The 17,303-nt window shown below is 42.4% G+C and carries 12 protein-coding genes; 3 read left to right on the plus strand and 9 right to left on the minus strand.

Going from position 1 to position 17,303, the window contains the following annotated elements:
- Positions 1 to 29 precede the first annotated feature (29 nt).
- From L1271_RS07325 to tmk, 8 genes are all read right to left on the minus strand, one after another.
- Positions 30 to 3,014 carry a TonB-dependent receptor gene (locus tag L1271_RS07325; RefSeq protein ID WP_235367469.1) on the minus strand — a complete coding sequence of 995 codons (2,985 nt, stop codon included), beginning with the start codon at positions 3,012 to 3,014 and terminating at the stop codon, positions 30 to 32.
- A 291-nt stretch (positions 3,015 to 3,305) separates the two neighbouring features.
- Positions 3,306 to 3,821 carry a YgjV family protein gene (locus tag L1271_RS07330; RefSeq protein ID WP_235367470.1) on the minus strand — a complete coding sequence of 172 codons (516 nt, stop codon included), beginning with the start codon at positions 3,819 to 3,821 and terminating at the stop codon, positions 3,306 to 3,308.
- 58 nt (positions 3,822 to 3,879) lie between these two features.
- Positions 3,880 to 7,509 (minus strand): sensor histidine kinase, encoded by a 3,630-nt coding sequence (locus L1271_RS07335; protein WP_442960400.1) that lies wholly within the window; start codon positions 7,507 to 7,509, stop codon positions 3,880 to 3,882.
- A gap of 215 nt (positions 7,510 to 7,724) precedes the next feature.
- Positions 7,725 to 9,563: an alkaline phosphatase D family protein gene (locus L1271_RS07340; protein WP_235367472.1), complete on the minus strand. Its 1,839-nt coding sequence runs from the start codon at positions 9,561 to 9,563 to the stop codon at positions 7,725 to 7,727.
- Positions 9,547 to 10,341, minus strand: a complete 795-nt coding sequence (locus tag L1271_RS07345) for a TatD family hydrolase (RefSeq protein WP_235367473.1) — start codon at positions 10,339 to 10,341, stop codon at positions 9,547 to 9,549. Before L1271_RS07345 ends, L1271_RS07340 begins: the two co-directional genes overlap by 17 nt.
- 7 nt (positions 10,342 to 10,348) lie before the next feature.
- Positions 10,349 to 10,672, minus strand: coding sequence for a PilZ domain-containing protein (locus L1271_RS07350; protein WP_010604673.1), 324 nt, complete (start codon positions 10,670 to 10,672; stop codon positions 10,349 to 10,351).
- Positions 10,673 to 10,683: 11 nt separating this feature from the next.
- Positions 10,684 to 11,592, minus strand: a complete 909-nt coding sequence (gene holB, locus L1271_RS07355) for a DNA polymerase III subunit delta' (RefSeq protein WP_235367474.1) — start codon at positions 11,590 to 11,592, stop codon at positions 10,684 to 10,686.
- Positions 11,585 to 12,238, minus strand: a complete 654-nt coding sequence (gene tmk / locus L1271_RS07360) for a dTMP kinase (protein ID WP_010604671.1) — start codon at positions 12,236 to 12,238, stop codon at positions 11,585 to 11,587. The genes holB and tmk overlap by 8 nt, the downstream gene beginning before the upstream one ends.
- A 237-nt stretch (positions 12,239 to 12,475) precedes the next feature.
- Between tmk and L1271_RS07365 the strand changes: the two genes are divergently transcribed.
- From L1271_RS07365 to L1271_RS07375, 3 genes are all read left to right on the plus strand, one after another.
- Positions 12,476 to 13,663 carry a sugar ABC transporter substrate-binding protein gene (locus L1271_RS07365; protein ID WP_010604670.1) on the plus strand — a complete coding sequence of 396 codons (1,188 nt, stop codon included), beginning with the start codon at positions 12,476 to 12,478 and terminating at the stop codon, positions 13,661 to 13,663.
- Positions 13,638 to 15,788, plus strand: a complete 2,151-nt coding sequence (locus L1271_RS07370) for an ATP-binding protein (protein ID WP_102056735.1) — start codon at positions 13,638 to 13,640, stop codon at positions 15,786 to 15,788. Before L1271_RS07365 ends, L1271_RS07370 begins: the two co-directional genes overlap by 26 nt.
- A gap of 233 nt (positions 15,789 to 16,021) precedes the next feature.
- Positions 16,022 to 16,465, plus strand: a complete 444-nt coding sequence (locus L1271_RS07375; RefSeq protein WP_010604668.1) for a hypothetical protein — start codon at positions 16,022 to 16,024, stop codon at positions 16,463 to 16,465.
- A gap of 240 nt (positions 16,466 to 16,705) precedes the next feature.
- Here L1271_RS07375 and L1271_RS07380 read toward each other — a convergent pair whose 3' ends face one another.
- Entirely contained in the window at positions 16,706 to 17,134 is a 429-nt protein-coding gene (locus L1271_RS07380) for an organic hydroperoxide resistance protein (RefSeq protein WP_235367475.1), read from the minus strand.
- Between the last annotated feature and the right edge of the window lie 169 nt (positions 17,135 to 17,303).

A 17,303-nucleotide genomic window follows, 5' to 3' on the forward strand; every position in this document is an offset into this window, starting at 1 on the left:
GCACCTAGTCTTGGCTATCACCAGGGAAATTAAAACGTAAACCTTGCAACTAACGACGCGTAACGCTCAGTTTGTCGTAACGTTGTAATGCCGTAGTCAGGGTTAACGATTAAGCCATTTGCACCATCTAAAGATCGCTGTTCATTGATCCCAAGCGCTTTATCACTGTTTAGTAGGTTATAAACGGTGCCCTTGAGTAACAAGTCATGTCCCATAATATCTGTAGAGTAACTGAGTGATAAGTCTATCGTGGTTGCCCAAGGAAGATTACCTACACTACCGCGAGGGGCTGGGTTGCCATTTTCGTCGTAATGCGAAACATGGCCATAATCTTTACTTACGCATGCATCCCAAGGGCTTCCTGCGGTACAGCTATCTATACCGACTGGGTGCTTAGAGAAATAGTTAGTCGGGCGACCTGACGACGTTCTTGCAACCAGACCCAAAGTTAACTCATCTGTGATATCGTAAGAACCTGATACTTTTATTGAATGGCGATGGTCATTCGGTAAATTACCATAGCCGTGATCCATCAGATCCGCGTAATCATAAGAAGTTGTCCAACCTGGATCTGCCTGATCGTTATCGGTTTTCACTAAACCTTCTGTATTACCGTAGCTGTGTGACCAAGTATAAGAAGAATTAATCCGTAACTTGTCGGTAATATTTCCTTCTAAGGTAAATTCAAGTGCAAGATATTTACGTACTGCTTGTTGCAGGGCAAGCTCTTGTGCACTGAGTGTCACTTCATCGACTTGGCCATCGCCATCGAAGTCATAACTCATGGTGATCGCTTCACCCGGGTTATTTAGCACATAGTAAGAACCCTGACCGACATTGTCTTGGATACCGAGTTCGGCCAATTTCTTCTCAAGCACAGGACCAACATCCGTATCTTCAACACTGCGTCCAAGGTCTCGATAAATCGCTCTAACCCCAAATGCCATATCGTCAAAAACGGTGGTCTGATATCCTAAAGTCAATTCATCAGAATACATCGGCTTAAGGGTGGACGAAGCAATCAAACCGGGCTCTGTAATTCCGCGTTGACGCCAGCGTCTATCTCGAAGCATTTCCCCTCGACTTGGCGAGCCATCACTTAATAAAACAGGATAGCCATCACTGTCTACTTGATCGAGGTCGAAATACTCAAACCACTCTACTGAAGCCGAGCCTTGAGTGATGTTCATGTTGGCAGAAACAGGTTGAAAGTACCGCCCGTAAGTAAAGAAAACTTTGGATTCGCCATCACCGTTTAGGTCATAAATCGCTTGAAATCTAGGCGCAAGTTGGTTATCCATATCTACAAACGCTCTACCGTCAGTAACGGTATTTTCAAACTGACTATAACGCAGGCCCAGATTTAACACGAGTTGGTCGGTGACTTGCCAAGAATCATTGACGTAGAAAGCAAGCGAGTTAACCTCAGAATCAACCGTCCTTGTTCTTATTCGACGTTCGATATAATCCTGACCGAGCGCAGCACCAGAAATGCTCCCTTCACCAGCGGTTTTGATTGTCCACCAGCCTTCTGCGTCTCCAAGGCCATTTTGACCTTCAAAGTGATCTACCGTAACTTTAGTATAATCAACACCGAACAAAATGGCGTGGTAATCCAAATCGATATTAAAGTCGACTCTCGCTTGATCACGGATAAACTCTTGCTCAGAAACACTGCTGGCTGTATGACTTGATAAAGTAACGAATCCCTCTCTTTCATCCCAAACACCCGGCACTGTTGATGCGACAATATTTTCAACGTTTTCGGTCACTCGGCCCACCACAGCCGACACCGAGAAAAAGTCAGAAAAGTAACCACTATAATTGACACTGTAAACCTTGCCGCCATCTTCACCAGGAGCTGCAACCCCTTGTTTATCACCAATCGCATCGCTTTCCCAGTCATAGGCATAGGTTTGCCGTGTCCATTCTCTTTTGTTATTCATGGCGGAAAAACCAATGGAGTGGTCTTCATTGATGAACCAATCAACTTTTGCAAACCAGCGATCTTCATCTCGTTTTCTGTCATTGAAGGTCGTTTGCCCAGCCCAACGATTAACCTCCCGTCGAGGTGCATACAAACCATAGTAAAATAAGCTGTCCTCTATTAGTGCACCACTTGCCCAAACTTGTAGCTCTTTAAAAGAGTCGTATTCTTGCTCAGTATTAAGATTCACTGTGCCATTATCTAGGTAGTTTGAGTCGTGATAACTATGGGTTGAAGCAGGGTCTATTCTCACTTCTGCCCCTAAGTTAAATTCGTTATCCCCAGATTTAGAAATTGCGTTAACGATGCCACCTAGTGCGCCACCAAATTCAGGACTAATTCCCCCCGTTTTGATTTGAGTTTGTGAGATAGCTTCCCAAGGCAAACGAATTGAGCCTAAACCAGTTTGAATACTCGTGACATTTAGACCATTAAAATAGTAGCCATTCTCAGCCGATGAGGACCCACCGAAACTTGAGGCTCTATTAAATGAATCACCACCAGGCTCAGCTGTACCCGGTGCCAATAACGCTATACTTTCAAAGCCGGTATTTACTGGCATGACTTTAAGCTCGGCGTCTGTAAACGTTACTCCGGCAGTTGAAGAGGCCATATCCACACGTCGAATCGCCGTGCCAGTCACAGCTATCCGTTCTATGTCCTGCCCTTGTTGTAATAATTGAGCGTCTAAGATTAGCGCCTGTCCAATATTAAGCTCGACATCCTCTTCAATAACGGATTCGAATCCAGCTTTATTAATTGACACGCTGTAACGGCCAACAGGCAGATTACGCAAAATGTATTCGCCCTTGCCATTAGTTTGTACAGCAAACTTCAGCCCCTTGGATTTGTGTGTAAAGGTCAATTGAGCCTGAGATAACTCAGTACCTTGACCATTTACGATGCTCCCTTTCACAGTACTATTGCCATCTGCAGCAAATGCAGTAGAAGTCCCCAATGCTAGAGCAAGTGCTGATGCAGTGAGTGATTTACACAGTGTTTGCGCTGTTTTTTTGTTATTACGCATATTGTTGTCCTTTTGTTCCCATTGATTTGAGTGTTTTTTGGTAACGAACAAACAATACACAATTGATATATTGTATACAATATTAATTATGCAATTAATATTGATAAAAGTGATAACACTATGATTTAGATAAAGATTATTTATATAACTTTTATTTCAGTCTGTTTCCTATACCACTTGTACTCAGCGTAATTATCTGAAAAAGTAGATAGAAAACAACTTAACCAACTGAAATATAACACATTTAAAACTCAACCTATTTTATTAGTGCCCATTCCAGTAAAATTGAATCTACTTCAACCCAGCCTTTAACTTACTCGCTTTACGCTTCATATAAACTCGCCATAACCCAATCAAATTACTCACCAAAAAAGTACTTTCTAACACAATCGCCATGGGAGAGCCGATATAACAATTATGTATCAGCCAACACACCGTACCTAACATCATCACACACCGAAATACCACTTGCTTGCGAATAAATGCACCAAATGTCAATAAAACACTACCAATAACAGCATAAAGTTCGTAATTTGCATTTAATTGTACTAAAGGTGGCACTGTATTGAGTAGTAGAAAGCCGATAAGCAAGCGCTTTGACTGCGACTTGATAAACACCAGATATCTGAGGCTAGCAACCGCCATAAGCAAAGCACCAGCCATAGCATCAAGTAGATAGAAGTGAATTGCAGTGAGTGCAGTCGACAAGCTTAGTGCCAATAACACCTGCTGGCGTTTCATAAATTGAAATGAGGCGAGATCGAGTAAAACAGCAAGGGTAACCAAAACTTGAGATAATAAGAACATGACAAACTCCTAAAAGAAGCATTGTCACAGGCTGTTAGCTAACTGTAATTCACCTAAGTTAATTTTCGACCGCTATTTTCCTAAACGGTACTTTTATCGTAATTTCGACACCTTGTAATTTCGCCGTTTTACAGCGGATCTCGCCTTTTAAAAGTTGCGTTACCAAATTATAAACAATATGCATGCCTAATCCGCATCCGCCTTGATTACGTTTTGTGGTTACAAATGGCTCAAACAAGGTCTTTTGCATTGCTTCGTCCATGCCGACACCATTGTCGCAGTATACAATAGTCCAGTGGCTATCCGTCGCCTCGACTAACACGCTAACCGTACCAGAGGCACTCCCCTCAAAGCCATGGATAACGGAGTTGTTAAATAGGTTTGCCATTATTTGATAAACCGCTCCTGGATAGGTGGAGAGATTTACATCAGCATTCCCATCTATGGACAAATATACTTCTTTATTTTTAGCCAATGGCTTAAGTGAGTCGAATACGTCATTGATATATTCAAGCAGGTTAATATCACGCTCAGTCTCACTGGATTGATCTACTGCAACTTGCTTAAAGTTACTAATAAGGCTTTCTGCTCTTTGCAGATTGCGACTAATCAGCAGATATCCTTCTTGCTGTGCATCGATGGAGGAAACCAAATCTTTTTGCTTAAGGGTTTTATTCTCAAGCTTTTCTACCAACTCAGATAAACAATCTTCGTTATGAGAAAGTGCTGTGATCGCAATACCCAAAGGTGTATTGATCTCATGCGCAACCCCCGCAACCACAACACCTAAAGAAGCCATTTTTTCACTTTCAATCAAGTCTTCTTGCGTTTGCTTTAACTCAAACATTGCTTGCTCAAGTTTTTGATTCTTTTTATATAGCTCATCGGTGCGCATCGCAACTTTTATCTCAAGTTGCTCGTTTAACGACTGCAAGGCTTGTTGATGTGCTTTCAAATCAGCAATATCTTTCAGTGCCCCCGCTATCCGCGTTGCTCTACCATTATCATCTCGTGCAACTACCTTTCCTCTATCTAATACCCAGATCCATGCTCCCTGTTGATCTTTAACTCGAATAGACAATTCATATACGTCTTCACGGCCGTCCACACAAGATTGCAAGCGCTCCTCAAGTAACACACAATCTTTAGGGTGTACAAACTGGTCAAGTTCATCGAGGATGAGTTTATCTTGGAGATCACTAAAGTCGATCCTTGGATTCACGCTGTAGCGATAAATTTTACCCGACTCAACATGCCAGTCCCAAAGTTCGTCACCACTCGCCCACAACGACAACTCCAACCGCTCTTGTAGCGCAGACATTTTCTGATTATCCCGCAGTACTTGTTGATAACGCCGCTGTCTCGCTCGAACAAATGCAGCGATGATCAGCACAATGACTAAGGTGTAAAGGGTTTTCGAGTAAGCATTCCACCAAATTGGCGCGGCAATATAAATGCTAAATTCATGAACGGGCGACTGCATATTAAAGCGATTAACGGTATAGGTTTCTACTCGATAGGTGCCAGGCTCAAGCTGGAGTAAATTTATTTGCCTTGCTCCATTTGCAAGTTTCAGCCACTTGTCGCTTAGTCCTTTAATACGGTAATAAAAGCTCAGCTTCTCAGAGCCAAAGTCTAGACTTGAATATTGCAACGATATGATATTTTGGTCATAGCGTAATCGTAATGAGCCCGCAAGCTCTGGCGCAACAGAGAGGATCCCATCGAGACTTGGCTGTAAAGGCTCGCCCAGTAATTCGATTGTGGAAACTAAAATAGGCCGCGCGGTATTTGAAATTGATACATTCTGGGGGAAGAACTGATTAAATCCTTTGGCTCCACCCATAAAAATTCGGCCGTCAGGGGCTTTCCATGCGGCATTGTAGTTGAATTCGTGCGCTTGTACGCCGTCAATTGGAAGAAAATTATCAATCGCAAAATCCATTACATTAATGCGCGACAGTCCACCACTGGTGCCAAGCCACATATATTCATAGTCATCATAAACCAGCCCCCACACGGCTTGGTTTCCTAGTCCTTCTTGCTCTCCTATGGTTCGGACAACTTTCATTTGCTTATCAACTAAACTAATGCCCGCTTCACTTGCAACCCAGATACGTTGCCACGGGTCTTCATCTATCATAAAAACTAAATTCGACTTTAAGCCATCCTGCGTAGTCAGATTATGGAGCTGGCCTTTACTAAACTTGAACAACCCCTCACCTATAGTGCCAAACCATAAATCTTGCCCAACAACTTTAAATGAAGATACATGTGAAGGTGCATCTGAACGATTTTCGAAAAACTGCACTAGGGTTTTAGACTCCACGTCGTATCTCATTAGGCCTAGCGTTCTGGAACTTACCAAAATCTGTGATTGGTATTCGATAACATCATTAAAGCTAAGCTCTGGACCATTATTCGAGTTGGGCATCAAATGGCTGTATTCCCCTTGGGTTAAAGCATACCTAACAACGCCATCACCTCTTGTTGTTACCCACAAGGTATCATCATAGATCTTTACTTGCGTGATAAAGCTCCCTTTGATTGCAGATAAACTCGGGAAAATTCGATGTGCTTCGATAAAGCTCGATTTTTGATAAATATATAAACCCGATGACGTACCTATCCAAAAACGCTCGCTACTGTCTAGTGCGAAATTCCTAACATCAGGATGCCCCAAAGGAGCATGCGGAAAGTTTTGTTCACCAACGTGACCAAACGATTCGCTCAGCTGACTAAAAAAGTGCAGCCCCTGTGACTCCGTCCCTATCCATAAATCGCCGTTTCTATCTCGTTGAACACTAAGTACATTGTTATCTTGTAGACCATCATATTGTTCTGCACGGCGATACCAATGCCGCTTGATACTACCTTGCAGATCTAAAATAAACACTCCTGTATTGGAAGCAACGAGTATCTCATTCGCCCTTACTTTAATTTGGTGAATGCTGAGGTTTACTTTCGCACTGACCGACTTTTGCCATTGCACTTTATTGAACTGAGTGTCGAAACTAATGATTTTATCATCCGAATCAACCACGAATATCCTTCCGTGGGAAAGCGACAGTGTTTTAAACTCACCTTCCAACAGAACGTTCGCACCTACTTTGTCTTTTGGCTGACTGACTAGGCCATCTGCATTGAGGTAAACAAATGCATCCCTTGTTTCTTGGACTTCACGAACAAATTTACCAGTTAAATAAAGTTTTTCAGGCATTAAGGTTTGGTAGTTAACTCGGTAAGCATCGCCCTCTTCTGTTGATACTGTCACTGATTCACCATAACATGCCACTTTTTTAACTCTATCGGAGCTAACCGCCTCATTCTGCGCCGCTAAGATAGAGCGAAAGGTCCCCGCTTCAGTATCGTAAATGCTAAGCCCAGTACTTGTTCCAACCCAGATATATTTGCCACTGTGGCATAGTGAGGTAATAAAACCACCAGAGAGATGATGTTTGGAGTTCTGCTTTACTTCAAATTGAACAAAATCATGACCATCAAAACGATTTAGGCCAGACTGTGTGCCAACCCAAATGTACCCGAGTTGATCTTGCGCAATGGCAGTGATAGTGACCTGACTGAGGCCAGAATTATAGTCATAGCGTCGCATAACCTGCGCCGTATCGCTAAATTCGGGAAAACTGGCGGCACAAGGAAAACTCGGTAATAACAACAGCAGCAACACACAAAACCATTTCAGTGTGCTGTATGGTACAACGAACAGAGACATGCGCTTGAGTAGAGTCATATAGTCGAGATGTTAGCCCGCATTATATTAACTATAGCAAAAGCGAAAAAGAGCATGTGTTTTTTGACAAGTTTAGCGCATACATGCGCTACAGAGCTAAGCTACAAATAACTAAAATCGGTTTATTCAATTCTAAAATCTATTACCAAGGCTTATAACTCAAAATGACTGTGGATCCCCGTGCCGTGCAGTAGCTCATACTTCTCTAGCAAGCCGTTTTCAAGCGTTACTAAACTAATCGCAGAGTCTGACACCAAATAGCCATGTTTTTTTAGCGATGAAGGGTGCTTACTTACCGATAGCTGCCAGCGTTTAGTAAAGAGATTCAGAGGACTATATTTGGCATACAAAATCGTGTCCATCTTATCTAAAATATTGATAAGCGGCTTTGGAAATTCGTTTTTTATCCCTGATGCGGTTAGCTGCCAAATGCGGTTATCATGACGACCAAAACGAGCCTGAACCGAAAAGCAAAACGAATAATGTACATCGCCTGAGAGTATAATGGTTTCTTTAGGTGTATCTGGACGCTTAAAAATTTCAATTAGCTTTTTCGCGGCCCCTTCATGTGCCATCCAATTTTCCACATCCACCATCAACGGCTCACCACAAGCATTAAATACAGCTTGTATGGTTTCGATTGCCTTTACCCCAAATACTGGCGCTGGGCTTACCATCAATACCGCACTATGGTCGATGAGCGTATCTTGCAGCTCCATCAACATTTCCCAGTCGAGTAAACCACTTGGTTCATTGAAATCCTGTTCATTACGCCACCGATGTGTACGAGTATCTAGCACCACCACTTTTGGAAACGTATCTAAACAATAATGCCAGTGTGTGAATCGACGAACTTGTTTGTCAAACGCCGAAAAGTGCCATTCGTTGTCAATCAGGCTTGAATTAAAAGCTGATGTCAGCGCCCCGCTATACTCAAACGCATCATTACCAATGCCTTGAAACAGCCAATAGCTAATGATGCCATTACTGATAATGCGTCGACTCACTTTATGGTTCGCAATTGCCTGTTCCCATTTAGCCGTCAAGTTCCAGTCATCGGTCACATCATGGTCGTCAAACATCATTAGTACAGGCACGTTCGCACACAACCGCTCAGCGCTAGGCAACGTTTCAACAAAGCCTTTTAAGGCGTCAAGTTCGGACTCAAATATTCGCCTAACTTTGTCGTTACCACCATCATAATGAAGCGCATCAAAGTTAACCAACTGCCAAGCAAGATGAGAGAAGTTTAACAGGTAACAGGCGACAAACTCTTCGAAGAAAATTAGGTGATTAAAGGCCTTAACACTAGAAAAGTGCGGTTCATCCTTTCGAAACCAATAGCCTGGTGAAAACTTTGAGCGCTCCTGCCATGGCGTCTTTGGTAAATATAAGTGACGATGGTAAAGCTGAGCTTGTTGATCAGCTGGTAAGTGCATTGGCAATTTCGTTTCTTTAAACAAACCCAATCGCGCTATAAGTTGGTGAATAGCCAACAACATGGCGCCGGCAACATCATCTGCATAGATCTGATCGCCAGAAAAAATACACAAGTCAGCGCCTAGCTCACCGAGTTCGCGTTGCTGCTCTTGCCACTGATCTGCAGTATGTAGACTGTCTTTTGCGTGGTGATGCGGGTTACGGCATGAGCCATGTAATATTTGCTTGAGCAAAGCAGGTATCGCAAAGCTAAGCTCTTCTCCATAACGCAGATAATCTGGCTTATACGCGGCACCGTTAATAAGCACTTGATACTCGAGCAGCTGCGCTGTTGGCAGAGCCTTCTCGCTGCATATCATCAAAAAATGCAAAAAGCAGGCTGCACCGAGCTGAAACGTCTCAACCTCACATCGACTTTGATGGGCCAATAGCGAAGCCGAAATGTCCACGGCTTCACAAGTAACAACCTGAATACAAATTTTATTCTGCTCAGCTCGGCGAACCAGCGGGCCCATCAACACCTGAGGTAGCTGATTAAGTTGTGCTACCATCTTGGCGTTTCACCAAATTAAATAAAGAGTAAAAGTTATTCGTGGTTTGCTCTGCAAGCGTTTTGTAGCTCACTCCTTTTAAGTCAGCAATATAATATGCAACGTCTTGTACATAAGCAGGCTGGTTAGTTTTACCACGATGCGGTACCGGTGCAAGATAAGGTGAGTCGGTTTCAATCAGCAATCGGTCCATAGGGATTTGCTTAACGACTTCCTGAAGCGCCGTCGCATTTTTAAACGTCACAATACCTGAGATTGAAATGTAAAAACCAAGGTCTATTGCCTGCTTTGCCATCGGCCAATCTTCGGTGAAACAGTGCAACACGCCACCGCAATTTTGCGCATTGTGGGCTCGCATGATGTCTATTGTATCCGCTTTTGCATCACGAGTATGAATGATCAGTGGTTTTTGCAGCTGATTAGCCACGTCGATGTGTCCGGCAAAGCTTTCTTGCTGTACCTGATGCGTATCTTTTGAATAATAATAATCTAATCCCGTTTCACCAATAGCAACGACTTTATCATTACTCGCCAATTGCACTAGCCTTTCAACATCCAGTTTATCTTTTTGATCCAGTGGATGTACCCCACAAGATGCAGAAACATCATCAAAATGGGCTATTTTTTCTAACATCGATGGAAATTGGTCTAGCGTCACGCTAACGCATAAAAAGTGTTCTACTTGTTTTTGTCTCGCGTTGCTGAGTACTTCTTCAAGGCTTAGGCCTAACTTTTCAAAATCGAGTCTATCTAAATGACAGTGAGAGTCTACAATCATACTGGCTCTACATGGTGTAAGTTGGTTTATCTGAATGCAAAGTCGCACCCAAAAGCTTATTTATTTTATCGTTCAGAGCTGGTGCGTCGACAAACGCAACACCAACACCCGAAGGATTAGAATTTTGTGCACCTTGCGGTGTTAACCAAGCAACCACAGCGTTGACTTCGTCCGCCTCTAGAGCGTCAGGCAAGGTAACTCTGAGCTTTAATTCTTGCCCCATATCAAAATGGGCATTGGACTTGATAAATATGCCACCGGATTTCAGAAATGGCATATAACAACGATATAGCTCATCTAAATCTTCAAAATCCGCAAGTAACTCTTGCATGCGCCACCTCTTTATAGCTGTTTTTGTAAGGCAAAAAGTAAATTAGAAATGCTAAGGTTTTGATTTAACCCTAACACATTTTTCTGTTCGTACATAAACCGATGTATCAAGCTCACTAAGTCTTGATACTGGTTAAAACTCAAACCATTCCCTTGTGTCATCGCCCCTTTTAAACGGTTGAGCAAAAAACGGGCGAATACATCACTCATTGCGCTGTGCTTTAACAAAGTTTTTTCAACCGTTTGCGCACTCTCTACTGTTAATTGATTCGCTGCATGATAAAGCGCAGTCACATCGTCAAGCGCACCTTCTTGTTGCCACGCTTCGATAATAAATGGCTGTAGAGAAAATTCATCAAACCAAGGGAAATCACAAGCGACATTTTTAGCTGCCAGCCACTGCGCGGCCTCTGCTTGATTGGGCGAGTGGATCGCCACTTTATTACAACGGCTCAAAATGGTGGCAGGTAACTTACTGTCATCATCGCTGGTAACGACCAAATAACGATTAGCATTTGGCTCTTCAAGTGTTTTTAACAGCGCATTAGCGGCTGAATGGGTCATCAAATGCGCGTGTTCAATCAACGCGACTTTATTGCCACCTTGCTGCGCTGAATGGTTCAAGAAATGCGTAATCTCTCGAATTTCGTCCACCCCGATTGATTTTCCCTCAGGCACTACACTCAGTCTATCTGGGTGATTACCAGCTAAGTTCAAGTTACACGGCTTACATTGCCCACAGGCAGTGAGATTTTGTGGATGTAAGCATAAAAGTGCATCTGCCAAGTGCGCCGCAAGCAGAGATTTCCCCACGCCTTTTTTACCCGATAACAGCTGAGCATGGTGCAAACGACCGTTTTGCTGTGCTCGAGCAAGATAACTTAGAGCGCCACTGTGCCAACTTGGAAGCAAATTATTCATTGCCTTCCACTGTAAGGTGTGTGGCTATCAAGCTATCAAGCAGTTCAATACTTTGCTCAAGTACTTGTGCTTTACTTTGACTGGCATCAATCACAGTAAATCGTTCAGGGTCATTTTTCGCTTGAACGAGATAACCCTCACGTGCGCGCTGCAAAAATTGTTGCTTTTCATCCTCGAGTCTATCTAGCCCCTCACCTCGCGATTTGACTCGCTTTAAGCCCTCTTCAGGATCCAAGTCCAAAATCAAATTCATGTCTGGACGAAAGCCGCCGAGCGCAAGCTGATTAATGGTTGTGATGGTGGCAAGATCTAGCCCTCTTGCATAATGTTGAAAACTAAATGTTGCAGCGTCAAATCGATCAGAAATAACGACTTTGCCTTGCTCAAGTGCTGGAATAATTTTTTCACGAACGTGCTGAGCACGCGCAGCCCCAAACAACATAAGTTCCGTCATGTCTGCCATTTCGGGGGTTGAGGGATCTAGAATGATTTCTCTTATCTTCTCTGAGATCTCTGTTCCACCGGGTTCACGAGTCATCACAACTTCAATACCGCGTTGTTTTAAATGCGCTTCCAATCCGGTAATAACCGTTGTTTTTCCAGCGCCATTGCTGCCATCGCAGACCAGCATAAACCCTTTTTTCATAGCAAGGACGTACTCATCATTCTTATTTGGCTGTTATTTTATCGTGTTTTAGTGAATTATTCACGACTGAAATAGAATTGAATTGTCTAATAAATTGAATTTGTCATTCTGAAAATAATTTAAAACAGAAAAATTTGGTCTACAATAACAAGCACATCCGATTAATTTTATATAAGAAACGCCCAATGCTGAGCAACATTAACATGCCTTTTAGGCCCGTAAAGGAAGCGTATTGATATGCCGCGTAAAATGCTCTATTTGGTGTTCATGTTACTTCTTTTGGTTTATAACCCAGTAAATGCCCGTGCAAGTGAACCGCCAGAGATAGATGTCGCGGTAGGACTTGAAAACTTTGATTTTCAGCCATTGTTTGAAGAGTTTAGTGCAAAAACGGGTATTAAAGTTAATATTCTTGCTTTTAACAACAATCAGTTGAAAAGCGAGTTATTGTTGTATGCAGATGCCCTACAGTTACCGGATGCCGTGATTATTCCCAGCGATTATATGGGGTTGTCAGAACTGCAATTTTCTCAGGTGCCAGAGTCTTGGTTAAGCAAAAAGCTCACACAAAAAGTCATTGAGAATAGTAAGGTCAATGGTGAGCTTAAGGGCGTACCAATTATGTATGGCAACCATCTTGTACTCTATTACAACCGTGCACTTGTGCCACACCCTATTACCGACTTACAAACCTACGCACAGCAAACTGTTGCAGACAAACCTACGCTCGGCTGGAATTTTTATGAAATGTATTGGTTTGTGACGTTTGCGAACGCCCTTCAGCCTAATCTCATTCAGGCAGGCGTGCCACAGCTTGACACCAAAGCGATGCGCCTCGCAATTTCCAATTATCAATCACTTCTCAACAGCGGCATCATAGACGCTGATTGTGTTTACCAATGCTTAATGAATCGTTTTAAGACCGGCAAGCTCGATTATTTTGTGAATGGAATTTGGGCATATCGTCAACTTAAAGACAAGCTTAAAGACGACCTAGCCATCGCGCCTTTACCGAGATGGGGTAATTATCAGCTGATGTCTCTCGCATCGTCTCATGTACTGGCTTTTCCTGCCAATGGCATAGAATCTAAAAAAAGTCCGCATCTAAAGCAGCTTGTTGACTTTATGCAAAGCCAGAAGGTACAAGATAAACTATGGGATGAGCTCAACGCGCTGCCTGCAAACGGTGACAGCTTAGCTGAACTTATAAAACGCGACGACAAAGCACTGTCTCAACTGATCGCATCTCTGCATGAAACCTATCCACAACCGAATGAACCTATTATGGCCTATATTTGGGAAGCCATGTTAAAGGGGCTAACACGCTATTTAGGTGGTGTGTATAGTGTCGAAGAAACGACGCAATATATGCAATTTATCGTCACAAAGTCGGGACAGAATGAAAGCAAATCGCAGCATCGTTGATGAAATAAAAAGAAAAATTACGGCATTATTCTCTCTCTTCCTGGTTGTACTGGTTGCGATGGTTGGCTTTTCCTTAATGCAACAAAAAGCAACCCTAGAGCAAGAAGACGTTAAACGCACTGGCGCAAGTCTTATCAGCGATTTTAAAGCGCAAATCAATGAGCTTATCTATCAAGTTGCACCATTAAGTGAAGACCATATTTTATCTACCTTACCGAGCGATCTACTGTTTACTCAATACGCGGTTAAGGCGCTAACCAACTTAGTCGACAATACCGACATGGTAAAATCTGCGTTTATCAACGATGGCTCCGTGTTTACCGTAGAGGGATATCCTTTTAATACCCTACGTTGGAACAATTCTGTATTTAGCGAGCATGCTCACAAGGTCCTCGCGCAACAGCGACGCACATTAAAAATCGACAAACTAGTTGTCCCAGTTGAAAGCATTGAAAAAAAACCGTCTGATCAGGCCAAATTGTTTCTCGCCATTCCCCTTAGACAAAAATTATCGTCGTTAATGCGTCCTTATAAATATACGGGTGTACTATTCCTCGAAGTCGATCTTGAACCATTTTTAGGTTCCAATCAGGAAAAAGGCTCTATCTGGCTCACCAGTCAAGACCTTGTGCTTGCGGGAACACATCCCTCAGATGCCACTGAAGGTGTATATCACAGTCCTATTTATTCACAAAAAGACGATTTTGTTGAACTTGATTTACAGCTACAACGAGAAGCGGAAGTATACAGTAACGATATTTTAAGCGCGGTGTTATACATTGTACTTATCGGCTTGATGCTAGTGGTATTACTTACCTGGTATTTACGCCGATTAGCAAAACGCTTGACCAATCCGATGCGCGCACTTGAGCGTCATTGCGAACGACTTAAACAGGGACATTATGTTTCTGCAACAAGCGATTTTGAATTTAGAGAGCTAAGAACGCTCCAGGTGACTCTCAACCAACTTGCGAAACAAATTAAGGAGCAGATAGGTTCTCTTGAAAGTGAAAAAGTGAAGGCACAAAGTTCAGAGCGGGCAAAAAGTCACTTTTTGGCAAATATGAGCCATGAATTAAGGACGCCACTTAACGGTATTTATGGTGTATTCCAATTAATGAAGCACCATAGAAATGCAGCAGATTCCAAAGAGCTTATTGCACAGGGCATGACGTCCACAGAAACATTACTTAGCTTACTCAATGACTTACTTGATTTCTCTAAAATTGAAGCTGGTGAACTTAAAATGGAATCAGCGACAGTGGATGTCAGAAGTATTGTCAGTGAAGTAAAACAAGAGTTTGTCCATACTGCCAATGCTAAACAAATTGACCTTATTATTCATACTGAGGAGCTTGCAAATCCTTATCGACTCGGTGATTCGCTGCGTTTAAAGCAGATACTAAGAAATTTAATATCCAATGCCGTTAAATTTACCAGTGACGGTTCTGTAACCGTTATACTCCAAGATGGCGGTAAACATCTCTCCATCCGTGTAATAGATACGGGCGCCGGTATTTCCGAAGTCGCGCTAAAGAAGTTATTTAATCGATTTCAACAGGCAGACTCGTCGACCACCAGAAAGTATGGAGGAACCGGTCTTGGACTTGCAATTGTAAAACAACTTGCCGAGTTAATGGACGGCCGTGTTACGGTGACAAGTAAAGAAGGTATTGGCAGTGAGTTTACAGTTGAACTCGTACTCGATATCTGCGATGCACCAGAACAATCTGTCATGCAAGATTTGCAAGCTATACCCGCTTTGAGGGATAAAAACCTGCTACTTGCTGAAGATAATCCACTTAATCAAAAAATATTTAGCGCCATGATTAAACCAACTGAAGCGAATCTTGTCATAGCTCAGGATGGTGAAGAGGCGATTGAGCTTTATCACGAATTGAAACCTGATATCTTTTTTGTAGATATTCAGATGCCAAAAAAAGATGGCCTAAAAGTATGTTCAGAAGTCAGAGAACAAGATAAGACAACCCCACTTATTGCCGTTACAGCCAACGTGATGTCGGGAGATTTAGAAAACTATCAGCAACTTGGATTTGATAATTGCGTCGCAAAACCGATAGATATGAAAAAGCTTTATGAAGTGATAAATACTATTTTGAGTTAACGGTCAATTTCGCCCCATTTTATATGACTAGATAATTGAATAAAGTTCATTTAAGTTACAATTGAATAACATAGTGAAATTCTTATAATCTTAGCCTGAAAGCAGACATTCACCTCAGGTAAACTTCTTCTCGTGCAACATTCAATTAGCATTCAAGTCTTTATACCATCAGCATTTTTGCCTGCACTAGTTGCATGGTTTCATCGAATGTAATTTCATAGGAGTCAAAAGGAATGACAACCATCGTCTATAACGCTAAAACAGCAGAAATAGCCTGTGATAGTAGAACCACTACCGATAAGATCATCGTTACCGATAACGCCCAAAAGTGGTTTGATTATCATGGTTGGAGAGTGTTTTGCACCGGCCAGACATGCGATATACACAATTTGCAGCACAATTTTTCAAATAATCAATTTGATACGATTGAGAGTTTGGAATTCATTAAATACCACCCCAAAAAAGGCGTATGGTATGGTTGTGTAAAAAGGGGCACCTGTAAATCTGAACCCTTAGCGCAATCTTATGCCATCGGCTCAGGCCAACAAGCGGCAATGTTTGGTTTACTCAATGGCTATAATACGGTGGAAATCGTTGAGCAAGTTAAACGAATTGATTTTAGAACAGGTGGCGATATTCATTGCTTTAAAATTACCGACTCCTTAGAAAACATATAAGCCAGCGTCAAAATACGCTGGCTCTAACTCACTTGAGTGAGTTAACCTGAGCTTCGGATAATTAATGCCTTTCTAGCAGCCAGTTTTAACGCTAACTGCGTTGAATTCACTTCCAATAGCTAGCTATTGGTACGTAAATTCGCCTTGTTATCCTCAAAACTCTCTGGCTAGGTAAGATGATAGTTTAAGGTGATTAAAAAACAGTTAGTTAGTTCATTCCTTATCCAAACCTCAGGTTAGTTAAATAACTGAAAGCTCAACCGCAATGTTGCCACGAGTAGCATTTGAATATGGGCAAACTTCGTGAGCTTTTTCAACGATTGACTGCGCCGTGTCTTTGTCTAAGTCACCAACTGATACCGCCAATTTCACCGCTATCCCGAAGCCACCTTCAATTGGCCCTATAGACACTTCAGAGTTAATATGTGTGTCTTCTGGCAACTTGACCTTTGCTTTGCCTGCCACCAATTTTAATGCGCCAATAAAACACGCCGCATAACCTGCTGCAAACAATTGCTCCGGATTAGTCCCTTGCCCATCATCCCCACCTAAGCCTTTTGGTGTCGAAAGCGCAACATCAAGACGACCATCGTCAGACTTTGCCACACCTTCTCGGCCACCTGTGGCAGTGGCTTTCGCCGTATATGCAATACTTTGTAGTTCTTTCATTTCGTTCTCCTAAGTTTGTGCTTGTAGAGTACTCACCTACACCCTAACGCAGCGAGGCTTTACTCTAGATGAAGTAAAATCAATTGAATCTATTATTTTGCATGCAAAATAATAGATTCAATTTTTTAGAATTGCAAATACTTTGTGTGCAAATTAAAATATAGCTTAG

It is taken from the genome of Pseudoalteromonas sp. OF5H-5 (assembly GCF_021530695.1).
In the GTDB taxonomy this organism is placed as follows: domain Bacteria; phylum Pseudomonadota; class Gammaproteobacteria; order Enterobacterales; family Alteromonadaceae; genus Pseudoalteromonas.

Bases quoted from the DNA above. Each gene is read 5' to 3' on its own strand.
- L1271_RS07340 (WP_235367472.1), bottom strand. From the start codon at position 9,563: ATGGTAGCACAACTTAATCAGCTACCTCAGGTGTTGATGGGCCCGCTG.
- tmk (WP_010604671.1), bottom strand. From the start codon at position 12,238: ATGAAAAAAGGGTTTATGCTGGTCTGCGATGGCAGCAATGGCGCTGGA.
- L1271_RS07325 (WP_235367469.1), bottom strand. From the start codon at position 3,014: ATGCGTAATAACAAAAAAACAGCGCAAACACTGTGTAAATCACTCACT.
- L1271_RS07330 (WP_235367470.1), bottom strand. From the start codon at position 3,821: ATGTTCTTATTATCTCAAGTTTTGGTTACCCTTGCTGTTTTACTCGAT.
- L1271_RS07350 (WP_010604673.1), bottom strand. From the start codon at position 10,672: ATGCAAGAGTTACTTGCGGATTTTGAAGATTTAGATGAGCTATATCGT.
- L1271_RS07345 (WP_235367473.1), bottom strand. From the start codon at position 10,341: ATGATTGTAGACTCTCACTGTCATTTAGATAGACTCGATTTTGAAAAG.
- L1271_RS07370 (WP_102056735.1), top strand. From the start codon at position 13,638: ATGAAAGCAAATCGCAGCATCGTTGATGAAATAAAAAGAAAAATTACG.
- holB (WP_235367474.1), bottom strand. From the start codon at position 11,592: ATGAATAATTTGCTTCCAAGTTGGCACAGTGGCGCTCTAAGTTATCTT.
- L1271_RS07380 (WP_235367475.1), bottom strand. From the start codon at position 17,134: ATGAAAGAACTACAAAGTATTGCATATACGGCGAAAGCCACTGCCACA.
- L1271_RS07375 (WP_010604668.1), top strand. From the start codon at position 16,022: ATGACAACCATCGTCTATAACGCTAAAACAGCAGAAATAGCCTGTGAT.
- L1271_RS07365 (WP_010604670.1), top strand. From the start codon at position 12,476: ATGCCGCGTAAAATGCTCTATTTGGTGTTCATGTTACTTCTTTTGGTT.